15 protein-coding genes are annotated in these 16,886 nt (G+C 62.2%); 9 read left to right on the plus strand and 6 right to left on the minus strand.

Annotated elements, in window-relative coordinates; genetic code table 11:
- Positions 1-88: 88 nt before the first annotated feature.
- A complete protein-coding gene (locus EUB48_RS03120) occupies positions 89-1,201 on the plus strand; it encodes an IS5 family transposase (protein WP_142817572.1) in 1,113 nt (370 codons plus the stop codon).
- 287 nt (positions 1,202-1,488) lie between these two features.
- Here the strand turns inward: EUB48_RS03120 and EUB48_RS03125 are convergent, their stop codons facing one another.
- Positions 1,489-3,018, minus strand: a complete 1,530-nt coding sequence (locus EUB48_RS03125; protein WP_142817573.1) for a hypothetical protein — start codon at positions 3,016-3,018, stop codon at positions 1,489-1,491.
- Positions 3,019-3,401: 383 nt separating this feature from the next.
- Here EUB48_RS03125 and EUB48_RS03130 point away from each other — a divergent pair, with 383 nt between their 5' ends.
- Entirely contained in the window at positions 3,402-3,632 is a 231-nt protein-coding gene (locus tag EUB48_RS03130) for a hypothetical protein (RefSeq protein ID WP_142817574.1), read from the plus strand.
- 97 nt (positions 3,633-3,729) lie between these two features.
- On the opposite strand, the gene EUB48_RS03135 is transcribed toward EUB48_RS03130, so the two are convergent.
- Positions 3,730-3,981 carry a hypothetical protein gene (locus tag EUB48_RS03135; protein ID WP_142817575.1) on the minus strand — a complete coding sequence of 84 codons (252 nt, stop codon included), beginning with the start codon at positions 3,979-3,981 and terminating at the stop codon, positions 3,730-3,732.
- A 447-nt stretch (positions 3,982-4,428) separates the two neighbouring features.
- On the opposite strand from EUB48_RS03135, the gene EUB48_RS03140 reads away from it, so the two are divergent.
- From EUB48_RS03140 to EUB48_RS03160, 5 genes are all read left to right on the plus strand, one after another.
- Complete coding sequence (locus EUB48_RS03140) at positions 4,429-5,109, plus strand: response regulator transcription factor (protein ID WP_142817576.1); 681 nt, start codon at positions 4,429-4,431, stop codon at positions 5,107-5,109.
- A 4-nt stretch (positions 5,110-5,113) separates the two neighbouring features.
- Positions 5,114-6,343: a sensor histidine kinase gene (locus EUB48_RS03145; protein WP_142817577.1), complete on the plus strand. Its 1,230-nt coding sequence runs from the start codon at positions 5,114-5,116 to the stop codon at positions 6,341-6,343.
- A gap of 173 nt (positions 6,344-6,516) precedes the next feature.
- On the plus strand, positions 6,517-7,902 hold the full coding sequence (locus EUB48_RS03150; protein WP_168226689.1) for a TolC family protein: 1,386 nt from the start codon (positions 6,517-6,519) through the stop codon (positions 7,900-7,902).
- Complete coding sequence (locus EUB48_RS03155) at positions 7,899-8,969, plus strand: efflux RND transporter periplasmic adaptor subunit (protein ID WP_142817579.1); 1,071 nt, start codon at positions 7,899-7,901, stop codon at positions 8,967-8,969. Before EUB48_RS03150 ends, EUB48_RS03155 begins: the two co-directional genes overlap by 4 nt.
- 48 nt (positions 8,970-9,017) lie before the next feature.
- A complete protein-coding gene (locus tag EUB48_RS03160) occupies positions 9,018-12,107 on the plus strand; it encodes an efflux RND transporter permease subunit (RefSeq protein ID WP_142817580.1) in 3,090 nt (1,029 codons plus the stop codon).
- A 132-nt stretch (positions 12,108-12,239) separates the two neighbouring features.
- Here the strand turns inward: EUB48_RS03160 and EUB48_RS03165 are convergent, their stop codons facing one another.
- The 4 genes from EUB48_RS03165 to EUB48_RS03180 are packed head-to-tail and all read right to left on the minus strand — an operon-like array spanning position 12,240 to position 14,713.
- Positions 12,240-12,704, minus strand: a complete 465-nt coding sequence (locus EUB48_RS03165) for a DoxX family protein (protein WP_142817581.1) — start codon at positions 12,702-12,704, stop codon at positions 12,240-12,242.
- Positions 12,701-13,516, minus strand: a complete 816-nt coding sequence (locus tag EUB48_RS03170; RefSeq protein WP_142817582.1) for an HvfC/BufC N-terminal domain-containing protein — start codon at positions 13,514-13,516, stop codon at positions 12,701-12,703. Before EUB48_RS03170 ends, EUB48_RS03165 begins: the two co-directional genes overlap by 4 nt.
- Positions 13,488-14,378: an MNIO family bufferin maturase gene (gene bufB / locus EUB48_RS03175; protein ID WP_142817583.1), complete on the minus strand. Its 891-nt coding sequence runs from the start codon at positions 14,376-14,378 to the stop codon at positions 13,488-13,490. Before bufB ends, EUB48_RS03170 begins: the two co-directional genes overlap by 29 nt.
- Positions 14,379-14,392: 14 nt before the next feature.
- Positions 14,393-14,713 (minus strand): BufA1 family periplasmic bufferin-type metallophore, encoded by a 321-nt coding sequence (locus EUB48_RS03180; protein ID WP_142817584.1) that lies wholly within the window; start codon positions 14,711-14,713, stop codon positions 14,393-14,395.
- 150 nt (positions 14,714-14,863) lie between these two features.
- Here EUB48_RS03180 and EUB48_RS03185 point away from each other — a divergent pair, with 150 nt between their 5' ends.
- Together EUB48_RS03185 and EUB48_RS03190 are read left to right on the plus strand one after the other, a co-directional pair.
- Positions 14,864-15,523 (plus strand): sigma-70 family RNA polymerase sigma factor, encoded by a 660-nt coding sequence (locus tag EUB48_RS03185; RefSeq protein WP_142817585.1) that lies wholly within the window; start codon positions 14,864-14,866, stop codon positions 15,521-15,523.
- The gene (locus tag EUB48_RS03190) at positions 15,520-16,170 is read left to right on the plus strand and encodes an NrsF family protein (protein WP_142817586.1); all 651 of its coding nucleotides are present in this window, start codon (positions 15,520-15,522) and stop codon (positions 16,168-16,170) included. Before EUB48_RS03185 ends, EUB48_RS03190 begins: the two co-directional genes overlap by 4 nt.
- The last annotated feature ends 716 nt before the right edge of the window (positions 16,171-16,886 follow it).

The raw sequence follows: 16,886 nt of genomic DNA on the forward strand, positions 1-16,886 counted from the left end.
AGGCTGTTGAAATTTACCCGCATGTAAACGTCGTCTGCGGGATGGTCGTTATCGATATTGTGTTCATGCTCATAACGGAGAGAATGCGATGCGAGGATCAGACGCAATGCAAGAAGCGCTGTTCACAGTGGCCAAGCTGGAAGATTTTGTTCCTGCGGATCATCCGCTGCGCGGAGTGCGCACGCTGGTCAACGAAGCGCTTGGACGGCTGGGGGGCCTGTTCAACCTGATCTACGCGGACACAGGCCGAGCCTCCATCGCCCCGGAGAAGTTGCTGCGGGCCATGCTCATCCAGATCTTCTTCTCGGTGCGCAGCGAGCGCCAGTTGATGGAGCAGGTACGCTACAACCTGCTGTACCGCTGGTTCATCGGTCTGGCCATCGACGACGCCGTCTGGGACCACTCCACCTTCTCCAAGAACCGCGACCGCTTGCTCGAACACGAGGTGGTGGAGAGCTTCTTCACAGAGGTCATGACCTTGGCCGACAAGTGCCAGTTGCTGTCCAAAGAGCACTTCTCGGTGGACGGCACGCTGATCCAGGCGTGGGCCAGCCACAAGAGCTTCGTGCCCAAGGACGGCAGCAATGACGACGCCAACGGCGGGGAGCCGAGCGGGCGCAACACCCAAGCCAACTGGAAGGGCAAGCCGCGCAGCAACGACACCCATGCCAGCACCACTGACCCTGACGCACGACTGTTCAGAAAGAGTCACAACACCGCCGCCATCATGAGCTATCAGGGCCATGTGCTGATGGAGAACCGCTCGGGGCTGGTGGTGGGTGCCGTCGTCACCCATGCCGACGGGCTGGGCGAGAGAGCCGCGGCGCTGGCGATGCTGGACACCTTGCCCGGTACGCACCCCAAAACCGTCGCCGCAGACAAAGCCTACGACACGCGGGACTTCATTGCCGCCTGTCGCCAGCGCCGCGTCACGCCTCACGTGGCCAGTAACGACACACGCATCGGTGGCAGTGCCATCGATGGGCGAACAACCCGGCACGCCGGCTATGCTGTCAGCCAGACGATCCGAAAGCGCATCGAGGAGCACTTCGGCTGGGGCAAGACCATCGGGCGCATCAGGCAGACACTGTATAGAGGCATCCGACGGGTCGATCAGCACTTCAAGCTGACGATGACAGCCAGCAACATCGTGCGAATGGCTCGACTGTTCACGCGAATACCGCAAGGAGCAGTCCAATGAATCACCAAAGGCCACCGCGCCAGGCTCTAGAACGCAATGGCGAGACGAAACGGCCCCTCGCCCGGCAATTGCAACCACTGGATGACCTCGCGTCCGTCGCTCAGAATGGCTCATTGCAGCAAATTTCAACAGCCTGCTAACTGGCAAACTACAGTGGCTCGCCACCGTGGGCTACAGCAAGGCGCAAGCGCATCACGAAGGTATGCGCCATGATGATTTTCAATGCTTCATGGGCCTCCGGGCTGAGACGCAGCATGACACGCTTGGCTCGAGACAATTGCAGCACTCTAGCCTGCACTGTGCGCGGACTGCCTGTTCGAGGCTCTTTGCGCCAAGAATTCACGAACCGCATGGTTTCGTTCCATCGTCCTTTTGATGCCGGCGACGGTTACCTCACCCGAATCCAGTAGATGAGCCATTTCGTCTTGCCATTTCAAGACTCGACTCTCTTGCAGGTACCTAATAATGTCTTCAAACTTCACGGGTAAAGCCGGGCCGATTCCGCGCCCAATAAATAAATCACTCGCAACAACCTCGCCGTGTTTCGTTGGAATTGGTTTCACACCTAAAAGGGCAATTATCAGAGTAACGAGGTCGCTCTCCTTTTTGACCCTGCCCCGGCGCAGCATGCTCATAAATATTTCGTCAACATCGCTGCCGTACGTTCCCGCGATAAAAAGAACGTCCTTGCCGAACTCCAAAAGAAGCTCGGTCTCTGTGTAGTTCGGATCGACGATCATCCGTCGATACCCTTGCGCGAACGCACTCTCGACTGAGGGTAAAAACGGGAGCCGCTTAATGGCGTCTGGCACGAGCCAGTCCTTTGCGGGCGTCGATCGATTGCGAGGCATGATGCGCGCGGCCGGCCCCGCATGTTCCGTCAAAGCCAGGGCGGAAACCACAAGATCTATCGCGGTGTGTTCGTCAATGATTGCAGAGCCAAAGAACAACAACCCGGCGTGACGCTCTGAGAGCGCGATTTTCAGAGCCTCACGCGCGGATGGCGGGATGGCGTCAACCGTGACCTCACTTCGGATCTGCGCCGGAGTTGGCCAAGGTTGTGCGAAGGGCAACCTTCTTTGCATTTCCCCGTCCGCGGTTACGACCCCCAACAACGCTGCATCAGTGTCATTACCTTCAGAATAGGCGGATTGAATCATGAGTCGGACGTCCTCGCACATAGCGCTAGGCGTTGGGGTCCGAATCAGAACCGCCACTCGGTGCGCCGACGCCTGAGCATGCAGACAGGCCCTCTCGAGACTACTTGAGCTATCGCCCCAGGATTGTTGGTCCAGTTCGAGCGGGCCGACGACGAGCAGTGTTCCACTGGGTACGCGCTCCAGCCCGTTTGACCACAAGCCGTTTTCACCTAGATCAATGCTGCCAGCCCAGTGGTTACCATCACGCTCAGCATAGACGAGAGCCCCGTCTGTCGCGTCTTCGTATCTCTCGAGCAGCGCGTTGATGGCGTCCTGGGATGTTGTTATGTACACGCCAGGCGCAGGCCCACCGGGCCAGATCTGGGGCACAGGGTGAATCCTCTCGACACCGGGTGGACTGAGCGCCGTCAACATAGACTGAGGTGTGAACACAAGTTCGAACTTTTTCTTGAGCCTGAAGGCCATTCGGCCTGCCGATGTGGTATCGAGCTCACAGCCTGCAACCCGATCAGGAAAAGCTTGGACCTCTGGCCAGTTGCGAAGACCAGGCAGCGCGGCGATCAAGTCAAGCGACTGATTGTGGTTTACGGGGTGGTTTGATTGTTCCAGCAGGCCGCGAATACGACCCGCCAGCAGTTTCAACTGCAGTAGTTCCATTGTTTTCTCCTGGGCGATGTATCCGGTGCACGCATTGCGGTCCGCCCATGGAAAAACAAAGGAATGGGTTAGGTCTGCGAATATTCCGTCTTCGTCGTGCCCAGTCTGGGCGCGTGCGGCAGGTGACGGTCACCTGCCGCAAATGTAACGCAAGGTCAAGCCCGACGTCAATACTCCGGTGTGCAGGGCCTTGTCCAGCGGCGCGCAGTTACCCACGATTACTGTGGTCTAAGCTGTGGACAGTTGCCCTAACAACTCGTCAAAATGGCGCAGGCATTGGGTTTACAGGGTGTGCTCAAATAATGGGCATTGGCAAGGATGCCGATGGGCGGCGGCAGTAACAGGTGAATGATGCAGCCTGTTGATTTCGCAAGGAGAACCTCATGCAAGTGGTGATCGCCGAGACCGTGAGTGTGGTGCACCGGATCACATGCGATCGGTGCGGCAAGGCGGCTGAGCGCGGGGAGCCCGGCTTTCATGAAATGGCGTCGATCGGTTTCGATGCCGGTTACGACTCGATTTTTGGCGATGGGAGTCGGGTCGAGGTTGATTTGTGCGAGCCCTGCCTGCGGGACACCTTGGGCGTGTGGCTGCGTGTCACCAACCGCGCCTGACGTGGCAAGCCGTCGGCCGCCAGACTTCCAGTGTTCAAGCCCAAATCAGATGAAGGTGAGTCTCCCGCGCTCGAATAAGTGAGGCTTCCAGGATCGATCACGTATCAGCCGCCACCCACCAGCGCGAGAATTCCACCAGACTGCTGTGCTGCGAGGCGGCCAGTCGCAAGCCCTCCCCACAGTTCGGCGTGCCATTCCGACCTCGCATGATCAGGGCCGAATGAATGGCAGGATCAACGCCCACCAGGTACGGCAGATAGTCCTCAACAAAGGCAACCGGCCCCGGCGCGTTCAGCACGTTCGCCTTCGGGCTGCGTCCTGAATCCGTGCTGTCGGTCGCGTAGACCATCTCGATCTGGGAAACCGTGCTGGAGCAGGTTCCGCTGGCGTGCCTTGCGCACCATCTCTTTCGAGGCCTGCTCAACGTTCAGTCGCCTTACGGCCTGCATGATCGTTAAGTCCCTTGAAGGATCCTCTACACCGAGGGCTTCAAACGCTTCGTTACCTCCACGATTACTCCGATTGCTACCGGCTGGGGCGACAGTTGCCGGGCGGGATTCGCACCCGCTGGAAGACAGCGCCTTTTCATGGCGCACGACACAGTAAGATCAGGTCGCCGAAGAGTTGATTCAGCAGCAGTACGAGGTGGCAGCGTTCACCGATTCGGCTCGCAACCACCCCCTCCGGCGTAGTGATCCGGCGAGCGGCGCTCGTATAATCCGTTCACGGCTGCACAGGCTTGAGCGGGCGCCGTCGGCAGGCTCATTTTGCGCTGCGCTTTGACCACCGCACGGCCATGAGACTACTGATCGTAGAAGACAATCCCGACATCCTCGCGAATCTGTACGGATTCCTGGAGCCTTTGGGCTACGTACTGGACAGTGCGCGCAATGGCTCTGCGGGATTGGCGCTTGCCAGTAAGGGCACCTACGATGCCATCGTTCTCGATCTGATGCTTCCTGGGCTCGATGGGCTCGACGTATGCGGTCGCTTGCGCGCCGTATTTGGCTGTGCCACGCCCGTCTTGATACTTACCGCAAGGGACACCGTCGAGGACAAGGTGGCCGGGTTCGGATGCGGGGCGGACGACTACTTGGTCAAGCCGTTTTCGATGATCGAACTGGAGGTCCGCCTTAAGGCGCTCATACGCAGGGCGAGAGGCAACCACGTGACGACGGCCCTGCGTGTAGGGGCGTTGACTTTCGATCCGGCGACCTTCCAAGCGACACGCGCCGGCACCCAATTGCAGCTGACGCCCACCGGCTACAAGTTGCTTGCGGCGCTGATGCGTGCAGCGCCTGCCGTGGTAAGTCGGGATAACCTTGAGCGGGAAGTGTGGGGCGACGATCGACCGGACAGCGACGCCCTTCGAACGCATATCCATTCTTTGCGAGTGGTGCTCGACAAGCCGTTCGCGATCCCCATGCTCAAGACGCTGCCAGGCATCGGCTACCGGCTGACCGCCGCGCAGGAATAGGACCATGTCACTGCGCTATCGGATCGTTGCAGCCTATGTGCTGCTGACCTGCGCAGTCTGCGGGTGCTTTGCCATTGTTGCCTTCCTTGCCCTGCAGGCTGTCGAGGATCGCGTGATCGATCAGCGTCTGTCGCAAGCAGCGCCAGGGTTGATCGAACGCTATCGGCAGGGCCTCGCAATCACCGAACCAGGCGAGGCAACGCTCTATCACGGCCGCGACATTCCGCTGGCGCTCACCGGCCTCAAGCCCGGGGTCTACGACACTGTGATCGGCGACAGCGCGCATCAGGCGCTCATAGTCGATGACAAAGGCGAACGCTATGCCATCGCGCAAGACGATAGCGACTACGAGCGGATCAAACGCAGTGTCTACGAAGCGCTGGCTGTCGCCGTTCCGGCCTGTCTGCTGCTGGCAGTGCTCTTGGGTCGCATTACCGCAAGCCGCGTCATTGCGCCCGTCACGGCCCTGGCTGATGCCGTACGGAAGGAGGACATGACAAGCGAGTTACCCTCTCTGCGGGCCGGCGATGAGATCGGTGTCCTCGCCAGAGCCTTCGCCGCCAGGACGAATGCGCTCGGAACGTTCCTGGCACGCGAGCGCCTTTTTGCCGGCGACGTGAGCCATGAGTTGCGAACACCGTTGACGGTCATCTTGGGCGCGGCGGAGTTGCTACAGGCACGCCTGCACGGCAAGGACGAACTGCTGCCAATCGTGGAGCGAGTTCGACGCACCGCGGCGGATACCGCGGACCGTATCGGAGCACTGCTGCTTCTCTCTCGCGCGCCGGAATCCGTCGACGCACCGAGGATCGGGTTGATCCCGTTGATCGAGCAGGAGATGGAACGACACCGCCCGCTGCTGGAAGGAAAACCGGTCGAACTTCAGTTCGAATCGTCCGCGGAAGTGCACGTTTTCGCGCAACCGGAACTCGTGGGTATCGCAGTGGGCAATCTCATTCGCAACGCCTGCCAGTTCACGGAGCAGGGTTGCGTCACTGTACGGCTGCTGGTCGACGCCCTGGTGGTCGAAGATACCGGCATCGGTATCCCATTAGCCATTCGCGAGCGACTGTTCGAGCGGTTCGTGCGCGGCAGTGCCGATCAGCTGACCGGTTCCGGACTGGGACTTGCGATTGTCCGTCGCGTGGCGGACCACCTTGGCTGGCGCGTGTCGGTCGAAGACCGCGAAGGCGGCGGTAGCCGTTTCATTGTGCTGTTTTCACCGGCGCCTTAACGCTTTCATCACGCCATGCTCACGCGAGCTTGACGCGTAATTCGATATCGTTGCAGCCATCATTGAACGGCTGTCTCGTGCTTTTCTTTCAACCAACCCTCGAACCACGCTGTATCCCACGACAGCTGGAGTTCGCGTGCGCTGCTCAGTTGCGCATGATGAGCTTGGTGCCGATGGCAATCGGCCTCTCGCTGACCATCCTGGCCGGTTGTGCGAGCTACCAAGCAAAACCCATCGAGCCGGCCGCACTCGCGCGAAGCTTTGAATCGCGCAGTCTCGATGACCCGGCGCTGCGACGCTACATCACCGAACATCAAGACCATGAAGCCGGTGTGGGCGAGGCGTGGAATTTAGAAACGCTGACCCTGGCCGCTTTTTACTACAGCCCGGAACTCGATGTGGCGAGGGCTCGCTGGGAGACGAGCCGGGCCGCGGCGCGCACCGCGCAGCAGCGGCCGAACCCGACGCTGGTTCTGCCCCTTGGGTACACGACGAACGCACCGGACGGAACGTTGCCTTATCTTTATGGATTGGGGCTAGACATCCCGATCGAAACGGCCGGCAAGCGAGGGTACCGGCTCGCGCGAGCCAATGAGTTGAGCGATGCCGCGCGGTTGCAAATCGGCGTGGTCGCATGGCAAGTGCGATCGCGCCTGCGCAGCGCCCTGCTGGACCTTTTCGCGGCCAGCCGCGCATCGGAAATCCTGACGCGACAGGTGGCGGCCCAGGAGCAGATCGTGGCGATGCTGGATCGGCGTTTCACGCTCGGTGCTGCCTCCACCACCGATGTGAACTCCGCAAAGGTGGCACTGTTGCGCAGCCGAAACGAAGTGGTGCAATCCATGGATCGACAAGGCGCCTCGCGTGCCGAGGTCGCCAGGGTGATGGGGCTGTCGCTCGGCGCGCTGCGCCAGGTCAACATCGGCTTCGAGGAGTTTGAGCGCACCCCGGCGGAGATTCCGCTTGACGACGCGCGACGCAGCGCGGTTCTGAATCGGGTCGACCTGCGGGCCGCATTGGCCCGTTACGAAGCAAGTCAAGCGGCGTTGCAACTCGAGATCGCGCGTCAGTATCCCGATCTCCATATCGGTATCGGCTATACCGTCGATTCAGGGGCGAATAAATTATCTTCACAGTTTTCCGGCATCGCACTGCCGGTCTTCAACCGCAATGAGGGGCCGATTGCCGAAGCGGAAGGCCGACGCAAGGAAGCGGCCACGGAAGCGCTAGCGCTTCAGGCTGCAACCATCAACGACATCGACCGAGCGGTCCAGGCCCATCAATCTGCACTAGCTGCGCTCGACTTGCAGGACAGACTCCTGGCCACCCAGACGCGAGTCTTGCAAAATCTGAGGCGGTCTTTCGATACTGGAGAGACAGATCGGCTGACCCTGATCTCTGCGCAGAGCACGCTGGAGACGAGCACGCTGTCTCGTCTGGCCGCGCGCGTGGCGGTTCAGCGCACCACCGGCCAGTTGGAGGACGCCATGCAGCAGCCGCTGCAGTTCGGCGCCGGCAACGCGGTACCGGCCGATCTTCTCGCACCAACACCCAAATGAAGCGGTTCACTGTTGTCATCGCTCTGGTTGTTGGCCTCCTGGTTGCCGCGGCGGCTGGCTACGTCATTAGGGGCTACACGCAAGCTCGTGCGGCAAGCTCGGCAACGCCCGCCAGTGCCCCGCAAAGCGTGACCAAGGTGAACGGCGCCACCGTCGTGACGGTCGATCCCGCGACCCAGCAACACAGCGGCATCCGCACGCAGCAGCTCTCCTCGGCGCTTTATCGCAGCGAGGTGGTGGCCTCGGCCATGGTGCTGGACCTGCAGCCGCTTATTGACTTGCGCGTGCGCTACGCGGCAGCGCAGGCAGAGCGGGCAGCGACGGCCGCCCAGGCTGAGGTCGCGCGTCACGAGTTCGACCGCACCGGGGCGCTCTTCCGGGACAACCAGAACATGTCCCTGAAGGCCTACCAAGCCGCCGAGGCAACCTACCGGGCGGAGCTGGCCCGAGCCGAAGCAGCGATGGCAACCGAAAACAACCTTCGAGGCAGCTTGCGCACCCAGTTCGGGGATTCGCTGGCGCAGTGGGCGATGGATCCACGATCCGCTGCGTTCCAGCGTCTGTTGAACCGTCAGGACATCTTGCTGCGTGTATCGGTCCCCTCGGGCTTCGTTGGCGCGCCGCCCAGCAAGATCGATGTGTCAGGCGTCGACAACCGGCGCCAGCCAGCCGAACTCGTCGCGCGCGCCGCACAGAGCGATCCGGCAGTGCCGGGGGATGCCTTCGTTTACCGGTCGGCGATCACGGCAACCGGCCCTATCGCCGCGGGAACGCGGGTCAGCGCCTTCCTGCCTGCGCCAGCGACTCGCGCCGAGATCGGCGTTGTCGTTCCCGCCGACGCATTGATCTGGTACGGCGGGCAGCCATGGGCTTACGTGAAGACGGCGCCAGATCGGTTTGCCCGCACACCGGTCTCCATCAGCGCCCCCGCCAACGGGGGGTATTTCGTCACGCAACCCATTCAACAGGGTGCGCAAGTCGTGATTCAAGGCGCCCAATTGCTGCTGTCCGAAGAACTCAAGCCTCGCGCGAGCGGTAGCGCGTGCAAGGATCCAGAGTGCGACTGATATGACCAAGCGGCGGCAGAACAAGTGCCTGCACGCGCACGACTTTCCATGCTGACCTCGCTCGTTCGGACCGCGATTCGCTTGCGCGGGGTGGTCATCGCCCTGTCGTGCCTTCTCGCCGGCTACGGCTTCTACGTGCTGTTCCAATCGCGTCTGGATGTTTTCCCGGAGTTTGCGCCCCCTTTGGCAATCGTCCACACGCAAGCCCCGGGCCTGTCGAGCGAGCAGGTGGAGACGCTGGTTACCCAGCCAATCGAGAATTCGCTGGGCGGCACGCTCGGCCTGCAGACCATGCAGTCCAAATCGCTGCAAGCGCTCTCGGTGGTAAGCCTCACGTTTGATGCGGGCACCGACATCTATCGGGCGCGGCAGCTGGTGGCTGAGCGCCTTGGCAATGTGGCTGGGGCGCTGCCGCCGGGAGTCAAGCCGCCGGCGCTGCTGCCACTGACATCCTCGACGGGCGTGGCGATGGTCATCGGCCTCACATCGCGAGAGCAGCCATCGATGGTGCTGCGCGATGCCGCGCAGTGGACCGTGAAGCCACGCCTGCTCGGCGTTCCGGGCGTGGCCGACGTGATCATCTTCGGCGGCGATGTGCGTCAGTTCCAGATCGAGGTGGATCCTCAGAAGCTGCTCGCCTATGGGCTACAAGTCTCGGACGTACTCGAAGCCGCACGTCGATCCACCGGCGTGCGCGGCGGCGGCTATGTGGAGAGCGCGAATCAACGCATCGTCGTTCATTCGGAAGGCCAGATCACGTCCGTTGAGGAACTGGCACAAGCCGTCGTCGCCGAGCGCGGTGGTGTCAGCGTTCATCTGGGGGACGTCGCGCGGGTCGCGATCGGCGCCGCTCCCGTCGTCGGCGGCGCCTCGATCGGCGATCAGCCTGGCCTGATGATGGTGATCGAGAGCCAGTACGGGGCCGATCCGATGTTGGCCACCGAAGCGGTTGAACGTGTGCTCTCTGAGCTCAAGCCGGCACTTGACGTCCAGCACATCGTGCTGCACCCGGATATCTTTCGGCCAGCCGATTTCATCACCGCCTCCATCGATCATCTGCGCACGGCGCTCCTGATGGGCGGCGCCATGGTCGTCGCTGTGCTCTTTCTATTCCTCCTGGACGTACGCACGGCCTTCATTTCAGCGACCGCGATTCCGCTTTCGCTGCTTACGGCAGTCGTGGTGTTGCACCACCTCGGCGTCAGTCTGAACACCATGACGCTCGGCGGCCTCGCGATCGCTCTCGGCGAAGTGGTGGACGACGCCATCGTCGATGTGGAGAACATCTTCAGAAGGCTGCGTGAGAACCAGGCACTGTCAACCCCTTTGGCGCCAGCGCGGGTAGTGCTGAAGGCATCCGTCGAGGTGCGTGGTGCCGTCGTGTTTGCGACCTTCATCGTCGCACTCATCTTCCTTCCAGTGCTCACCTTGTCGGGCGTGGCCGGCAAGCTGTTTGCGCCACTCGGAATTGCCTACATCCTTGCCATCCTCGCCTCGCTTGGTGTCGCCCTGACGGTAACACCGGCCCTTGCGTACATTCTTCTGACTCGCAGGCCACTGCAGGAAAGGGAGCCTCGCCTGATCGGTGCGCTGAAGGCGCGCTATGGCCTGGTGCTGACGGCCGTGGAGCATCGCCCCAAAGTTCTGATTGCCGCCCTTGCGATCCTTTGCATGCTGGCGCTCGCAATCATCCCGTTCTTCAGCACGAGCTTCATTCCTGACCTGAAAGAGGGCCACTACACAGTGCACATGGCCACTGCACCAGGAACTTCGCTAACCGAGTCGATGCGCATTGGACGCGAAGTATCGGTCGCATTGGCCAAGATTCCAGGCGTGCGTCTTGTGGCGCAACGAGCCGGCCGCGCCGAGGATGTCGTCGACCCGGTCGGTGTGAACATCAGCGAGTTCGAGGTGGCGCTCAAGCCGATGTCTGGTGCCGGACAGGAACGCGCGCGATCCGACGTAATCGCCACCTTGGCACGTTTCCCTGGACTGACAACCTCGGCGAACACCTTCCTGAAGGAGCGAATCGACGAGACGATCTCCGGCTACACCGCACCGGTCATCGTCAATGTCTTCGGCGACGACCTCGACGTTCTGGACAGCAAGGCGCAGGAGATCGCGCAGGTGCTCGGCGGCATCCCTGGCGCCATCGGCGTGACGGTGCAATCGCCCCCGGGCACCCCGCAAATGGTCGTGCGTCTGCGTGCGCAGCAGTTGAGCCGGTTCGGATTTCGTTCCGTGGATGTGCTCGAGGCGATACAGACGGCGTTCGAGGGCGTCGCAGTTGCCCAGGTATTCCAGGGAACCAGGGCCTATGACGTCACCGTGAGGCTGGGCGCGGGCGTGCACGGCGACCCCGCCGGCGTGGGCGCGCTGTTGCTGCGCAATCCGCAAGGGCTGGTGATGCCGCTTCGCGAGCTGGCCGATATTCGGCAATCCGATGGTCGTTATCAGATCCAGCACCGGGGCGGGCAACGTCTGCAGACGGTCACCACCAACGTTACCGGGCGCGCGGTGGGCGACTTCGTCAAGGTGGCACAGGCGCAGATTGCGAGCAAGGTCGCTTTTCCGCGCGGCACCTATGCGGTGTTCGCCGGCGAGGCGCAGGCGCAGGCCCAGTCGCGGCACGATCTGCTGGTCAATACCGGCATCGCGGCCGTTGCAATCGTTCTGCTGCTGTTCGTCGCGCTGCGCAGCACGCGCGGGCTGATGCTCGTGCTGGTCAACCTGCCTTTCGCCCTGGTCGGGGGCGTTTTGACGGTGCTGCTCACCGGAGGCAACCTGACCTTGGGGTCATTGGTCGGCTTCGTCACGCTGTTCGGGATCACGCTGCGCAATTCGATCATGCTCGTTTCGCATTACGAGCATTTGGTGCATTCCGAAGGCATGCTGTGGGGACTGGAAGCCGCCCGGCGGGGAGCTTCGGAGCGCCTGATCCCAATCTTGATGACCGCCCTCGTGACAGCGCTCGGCCTGCTTCCATTGGCGCTGTCCAGCGCAGAGCCGGGCAACGAAATCGAGGGACCCATGGCCATCGTCATCCTGGGAGGCCTCGTGACCTCGACTGTTCTGAACCTGCTGGCGTTGCCCGTTTTGGCGGCACGTTTTGGTCGCTTCAACAAGAAGCCGGTGTAATGCTTAGTGCCAATGATCACGACAACTTCGGCGGCCTGGAAGAGCTGGCCCCGGAAATCTGAGCAGGCCGATAGGTGTGGAAACTGCTCGGCGCTCGATTTTTTGGCTGCCTACACGTCAAACCCGTTCGGGCTACCTCATCCAGCGCTGCCGCAGCAGGTGGTCAAGGGACCAGGCGCCAGCACCCCGGCACAGCAGCACCAGCAGCATCGCGGCCCACTGGATATGCGTGGGCCACGCTTGCGGGTAGACGAATATCTCGATGACCGACGTCATGCCCAGCAGGATCAGCGCCACGGGCCGGGTCGCCAGTCCGAGCACCAGCAGCACCGGCGCGGTCAACTCGATCGAAACCACCATGTAGGCAGCAACTTCCGGGGGCAACAGCGGCACCTTGTACTCGTCCTGGAACAACGCCACAGCCGTCTCCCAATTGGCCAGCTTGGCCATGGCAGAGTTCCAGAACACCGTGGCCACCGCGAACCGCAGCGGGATGGCGAGAAGCGAGTAGGGCACCCGGTCGAGCCAGCGCACGAAACGCCCTAGCGGATGGTCAGCCACCGGTTGCGATGTGATGGATGAGGGCGAGTTTTTCATGCGTGAATCCTTCGGGGCTGGAGTGCCATCGGTTCGTGCGCCACGCGGCAGTCTGCATAGCAGGCGCGCGCGAGGTGTGCCGCGAGCAGGATGTACGGTTCGGCACACGCTGCTTGCGCCAGCGCCGCGCCCAATGGCTGTCCTGCAAACAGCGCTGCGGCAACGCGCCATTCGGGCTCGCTCAAGCGCACGACATCGATGCCGCTCTTCGCTCGTTGAACCAGCAACCAGACCGGACCGTCTGCAAGGTCGATCGCCGTCATGGCGTCATCGTCACGCTCCAGCACCGCCTGCCAGATCGCGTCGGCCGGGAACCCGCAGCGCAGCAGTTGGGCCGCAGGATGCGGCTCGAAGCGCAGGTCTTCGAGCTCGGCTTCGCTCAAAGTCGCCAGGCGCGCGATCTCGAGCGGTTCGGCGTCGGCCGCGTGCAGCACGAGGTTGACCGTCCATTCGAGCCGGGCCAGGTCCGGCAGGTAAGGCACCGATGACGCCTGCGCGAGCCTTGCGAGGAATTCAGGGAAATCCGCGCCATACGCATCCAGCCAGGCACTGCGTGGCGGGGCCTCGGCCGCGAACAGGCGCGCCGCGCCCTCAAAGAATTCCGGGCCGACCACATGCTGCACGGCTGGATAGGCCAGGCGAAGTGCCGTCACCAGCACGCCGGCCGAGGTGTTGCGGTAGATGCCGAGCCGCTCTGCCGGGTCCAATCCTTTGTTGATGATGAGGGCGAACGCATCCCCGTCCACGCCGTCAAGCATGCTCCGTTGAATGGCGTGTTGAAGTTCAAGTAGCGTCGGCGCGGGCGGCTTCATGGCGGTGTCCCTCGAGAATGGACTCGGCAATGGCGGCTTCCTCCATCAGGACCTCGAGTGCAGGCACATTGGTATCCCACTCGATCAAGGTCGGAATCGGCCCGAAGCGCGCGAGGGCCTCGCGATACAGCGCCCAGACCTTTGGTGCGACGCGCGAGCCATGGTCGTCGATGCGCAGCGTTTTCCCCTGTCCGAGTTCGCGGATGCTGTGTCCGGCAAGATGGATTTCGCCGATGGCCGCCGGCGGCAGGGCGGCAAGGTAGGTTCGCGCATCCCAGCCGTGATTGCAGGCGCTCACAAAGATGTTGTTGACGTCACACAGAATGCCGCAGCCGGTGCGCTGCGCGACCTGGGTCAGGAACTCCCACTCGGGAAGGGTCGAGTGCCGGAACTGCAAATAGGTTGACGGGTTTTCGATCAGGATGCGCCGCTTCAGATAAGCCTGAACCTGGTCGACATGGCGGCAGACGATGGCCAACGCCTCTTCGGTCAGCGGCAGCGGCAGCAGGTCGGCCAAATACGTGCCGCCGGTGACGCTCCACGATAAATGCTCGGAAATCAGGCCGGGTTCGACCCGGTCGACGACATCGCGAAGCCGCCCGAGATGAGCGCTGTCGAGCCCGTCGGCACTGCCCAGCGACAGACCGACGCCGTGCAGCGAGACGGGATAGTCGCGGCGAATCGCATCCAGATACCGGGGTACGATGCCACCGCCCATGTAATTTTCGGTGTGCACCTCGAACCACGCAACATCGGGACGCGTCTCGGCGACTGGTTGATGGTGCCGAAAGCGCAGCCCGATGCCGGCCTTCACCGGGATCGGGCCCGGCGCATCCCGCAGTATTACTATAGAAGCGTTCATGCGCCGGTGTCCGCTCAACTAGCCTGAAGCTTGCCGCCCTGGATCTTGCTGCAGTCACCTGCGGGTAGCATCACGAAGGACTTCACATCGCGCGCCTGCGTGGCTTGGCCAGCACACGAATGTGCCCCTTCCGCGCAGTCGTTTTTCGCCACGGCATTGATGCCGTAGCACTTTTCCAGCTTGTTTTGCGTCATCCGCATCATGTTGTCCTTGACGATCTGTGGCGCGTTGCTCATATCCTTCATGCCCTGCGCCTGCCCCGGAAATGCCAGGAAGGCGAGCGCGAGACCGACCGTCGCAGACAGCGTCGAAGCTGCCAAACCCTGTTTGCTCATTTGGGATTCTCCTAAAAGTAGTAGAGGTAGATTCACGGGTCACAGGATTGCAACCCCGTCATAAAATTCGACTGCCGGCGACCAAAGGTTACACAGCGCGAAAAATTTATTTATTCGAAATTGCCCCCAACCCCAGTGCAAAATTCGATCATGTCTTCCAAAACGCGGCGCCCCGGCCCGTCGCTGAGTCTTGTACAGGATGTCCGGGAATCGGGTACGCCCGAGCATCCCCTCATGGCGCGAGAAACTCGCGCCGACGGTACGCTGGACTGGTCCCTCTCCATGGCTCAGGCACAGGCGGGCGATCGTGATGCCTACCGACGTCTGCTCGAGGCGATCACGCCCTATTTACGGGCGCTCGCAGCCCGCCGCATGGGGAATCGAAGCGACATTGAGGATACGGTTCAGGATATTCTCCTGACCGTCCACACGGTGCGCCACACGTACGACCCGGCCCGACCGTTCGGTCCCTGGCTGGTGACGATTGCCCATCGGCGCATCGTCGACGGGCTGCGGCGACTGGGGCGCCTTGGTGCGTATGAAACACCGATCGAGCCCGAGCATGAAACCTTGTGGGCCTCTGCAGCGAACTTACAGGAAGAGGCGGCGGATGCGCGTGTGCTGCGCGACGCGGTGGAGCGCCTTCCAGCCGGGCAACGGGATGCCATACGAATGCTGAAACTCGAAGAACTGTCGTTGCTGGAAGCGTCCGCGGCCAGCGGGATGTCGATTGCCTCATTGAAAGTGGCAACGCATCGGGCCTTGAAGAAGTTGCGCGCGGTGATTGGAAAGGCAAGGGACCAGACATGACCTCAACCTCCGACGTCATCGAATCGCTGGTGATTGACGCAAAGCCCGTGCGGCGCTTGCGGCCGCCTGCGCTGCGGGCACTTTGTTGGCTGCTGTTTGCGGCGCTGATACTAGTGCTGGTCGCCGTCGGCCATGGCGTGCGGCCGGATCTCATGTTCAAACTGCGTCAGCCGGCTTTTGCCACTGGCGTTGCGGCCGCCTTGCTGACCGGCGTGCTCGCCGCGATGGCGTCGTTTGTGGTGAGCATTCCCGGCCGATCGCGGCGCTGGCTGCTGTTGCCGGCGCCCGCTTTGGCGGCGTGGATTTCCACGATTGGCTATGGCTGCCTCACGGACTGGGTCAGCGTGGGGCCGCAAGGCATGTCGCTCGGCGAGACCGCGCGCTGTTTTGCCACGCTGGCGGTCACCGGCATCCCGCTGTCGCTGGCGATGCTTGTCATGCTGCGCCATGTGGCGCGTCTGTCGCCGGCGCCGGTGGCGATGATGGGCAGTCTCGCGGTCGCCGCGATGACGGCGGCCGCTCTGTCGCTGTTCCATCCACTCGATGCAACGGTCTTGATTTTGCTGTGGAATTTTGGCGTGGCGGCGCTGTTTTTGACCTTCGGCGGACTCTATGGGAAGCGGCTGTTCGAGTGGGTTGCACGATAAAGGCGACGTGCGCCTTTCGCAGCTTGCTCCCACCATCGACGCCGGGGTTGAAGCTGTTTGGCGCGAAGGCCGCGTCGTGGATGACATGGAATACCTGCTCCGCTGGCCAGGGCCCGATCAATGTATCGAGCGGCGGACTCGGTGCGCGGCAACTCAAGTCACGCTCCCGCCCGCGTCGCGGTGCGCCGCCTCCACGACGGCATCCGGAGCCGACGACAAAAGGTCCACCGGCCGCGCTTGGCTTGGCAGTCAGCCATTGTTCGCTGTGAACCACAAAGTCAGCTTCCACGGCGCCTTGTGCTCGCCGAAGGCCGCTATTACCTTCTGGTCGGCCTTGATAGGCTTGTGGTCCTCGAACTGGAACAAAGGGAAAACTGCGCGGGAGAGCGGGGTGATCTCGGTTTCCGTGCATATCGTATCGGCAGAAGATCCGGGTTAACCCGAATGGCACTTACTTTGGCTCCCAGTCATGACCGTGCCTCTGGACCTGTCGGCGGGAATCCAGCGTGACACGCGTGAGCGGGCGCGTCTGCGCCGGTGCGAGGCAGGCGCCATCGGTGCATCTGGCGGTCGGCGGCGAGGTGGTTCTTATGGCAAGCCTTTCGTGATGGAGGGGGCAGAAACATGGCTCGGGTCGTGTCCGGTCGGATCGGCGCCCCGGAATCACACGCTGCTGATGCGTTAGTAGCGCGCCGGGCCCCAAACGTGTCGCTGCG

Source organism: Rhodoferax sediminis, assembly GCF_006970865.1.
Taxonomy (GTDB): Bacteria; Pseudomonadota; Gammaproteobacteria; order Burkholderiales; family Burkholderiaceae_C; genus Rhodoferax_A; species Rhodoferax_A sediminis.

Coding starts and splice junctions, on each gene's coding strand:
- EUB48_RS03120 (WP_142817572.1), top strand. CDS start 89: ATGCGAGGATCAGACGCAATGCAAGAAGCGCTGTTCACAGTGGCCAAG.
- EUB48_RS03125 (WP_142817573.1), bottom strand. CDS start 3,018: ATGGAACTACTGCAGTTGAAACTGCTGGCGGGTCGTATTCGCGGCCTG.
- EUB48_RS03130 (WP_142817574.1), top strand. CDS start 3,402: ATGCAAGTGGTGATCGCCGAGACCGTGAGTGTGGTGCACCGGATCACA.
- EUB48_RS03135 (WP_142817575.1), bottom strand. CDS start 3,981: ATGGTCTACGCGACCGACAGCACGGATTCAGGACGCAGCCCGAAGGCG.
- EUB48_RS03140 (WP_142817576.1), top strand. CDS start 4,429: ATGAGACTACTGATCGTAGAAGACAATCCCGACATCCTCGCGAATCTG.
- EUB48_RS03145 (WP_142817577.1), top strand. CDS start 5,114: ATGTCACTGCGCTATCGGATCGTTGCAGCCTATGTGCTGCTGACCTGC.
- EUB48_RS03150 (WP_168226689.1), top strand. CDS start 6,517: ATGGCAATCGGCCTCTCGCTGACCATCCTGGCCGGTTGTGCGAGCTAC.
- EUB48_RS03155 (WP_142817579.1), top strand. CDS start 7,899: ATGAAGCGGTTCACTGTTGTCATCGCTCTGGTTGTTGGCCTCCTGGTT.
- EUB48_RS03160 (WP_142817580.1), top strand. CDS start 9,018: ATGCTGACCTCGCTCGTTCGGACCGCGATTCGCTTGCGCGGGGTGGTC.
- EUB48_RS03165 (WP_142817581.1), bottom strand. CDS start 12,704: ATGAAAAACTCGCCCTCATCCATCACATCGCAACCGGTGGCTGACCAT.
- EUB48_RS03170 (WP_142817582.1), bottom strand. CDS start 13,516: ATGAAGCCGCCCGCGCCGACGCTACTTGAACTTCAACACGCCATTCAA.
- bufB (WP_142817583.1), bottom strand. CDS start 14,378: ATGAACGCTTCTATAGTAATACTGCGGGATGCGCCGGGCCCGATCCCG.
- EUB48_RS03180 (WP_142817584.1), bottom strand. CDS start 14,713: ATGAGCAAACAGGGTTTGGCAGCTTCGACGCTGTCTGCGACGGTCGGT.
- EUB48_RS03185 (WP_142817585.1), top strand. CDS start 14,864: ATGTCTTCCAAAACGCGGCGCCCCGGCCCGTCGCTGAGTCTTGTACAG.
- EUB48_RS03190 (WP_142817586.1), top strand. CDS start 15,520: ATGACCTCAACCTCCGACGTCATCGAATCGCTGGTGATTGACGCAAAG.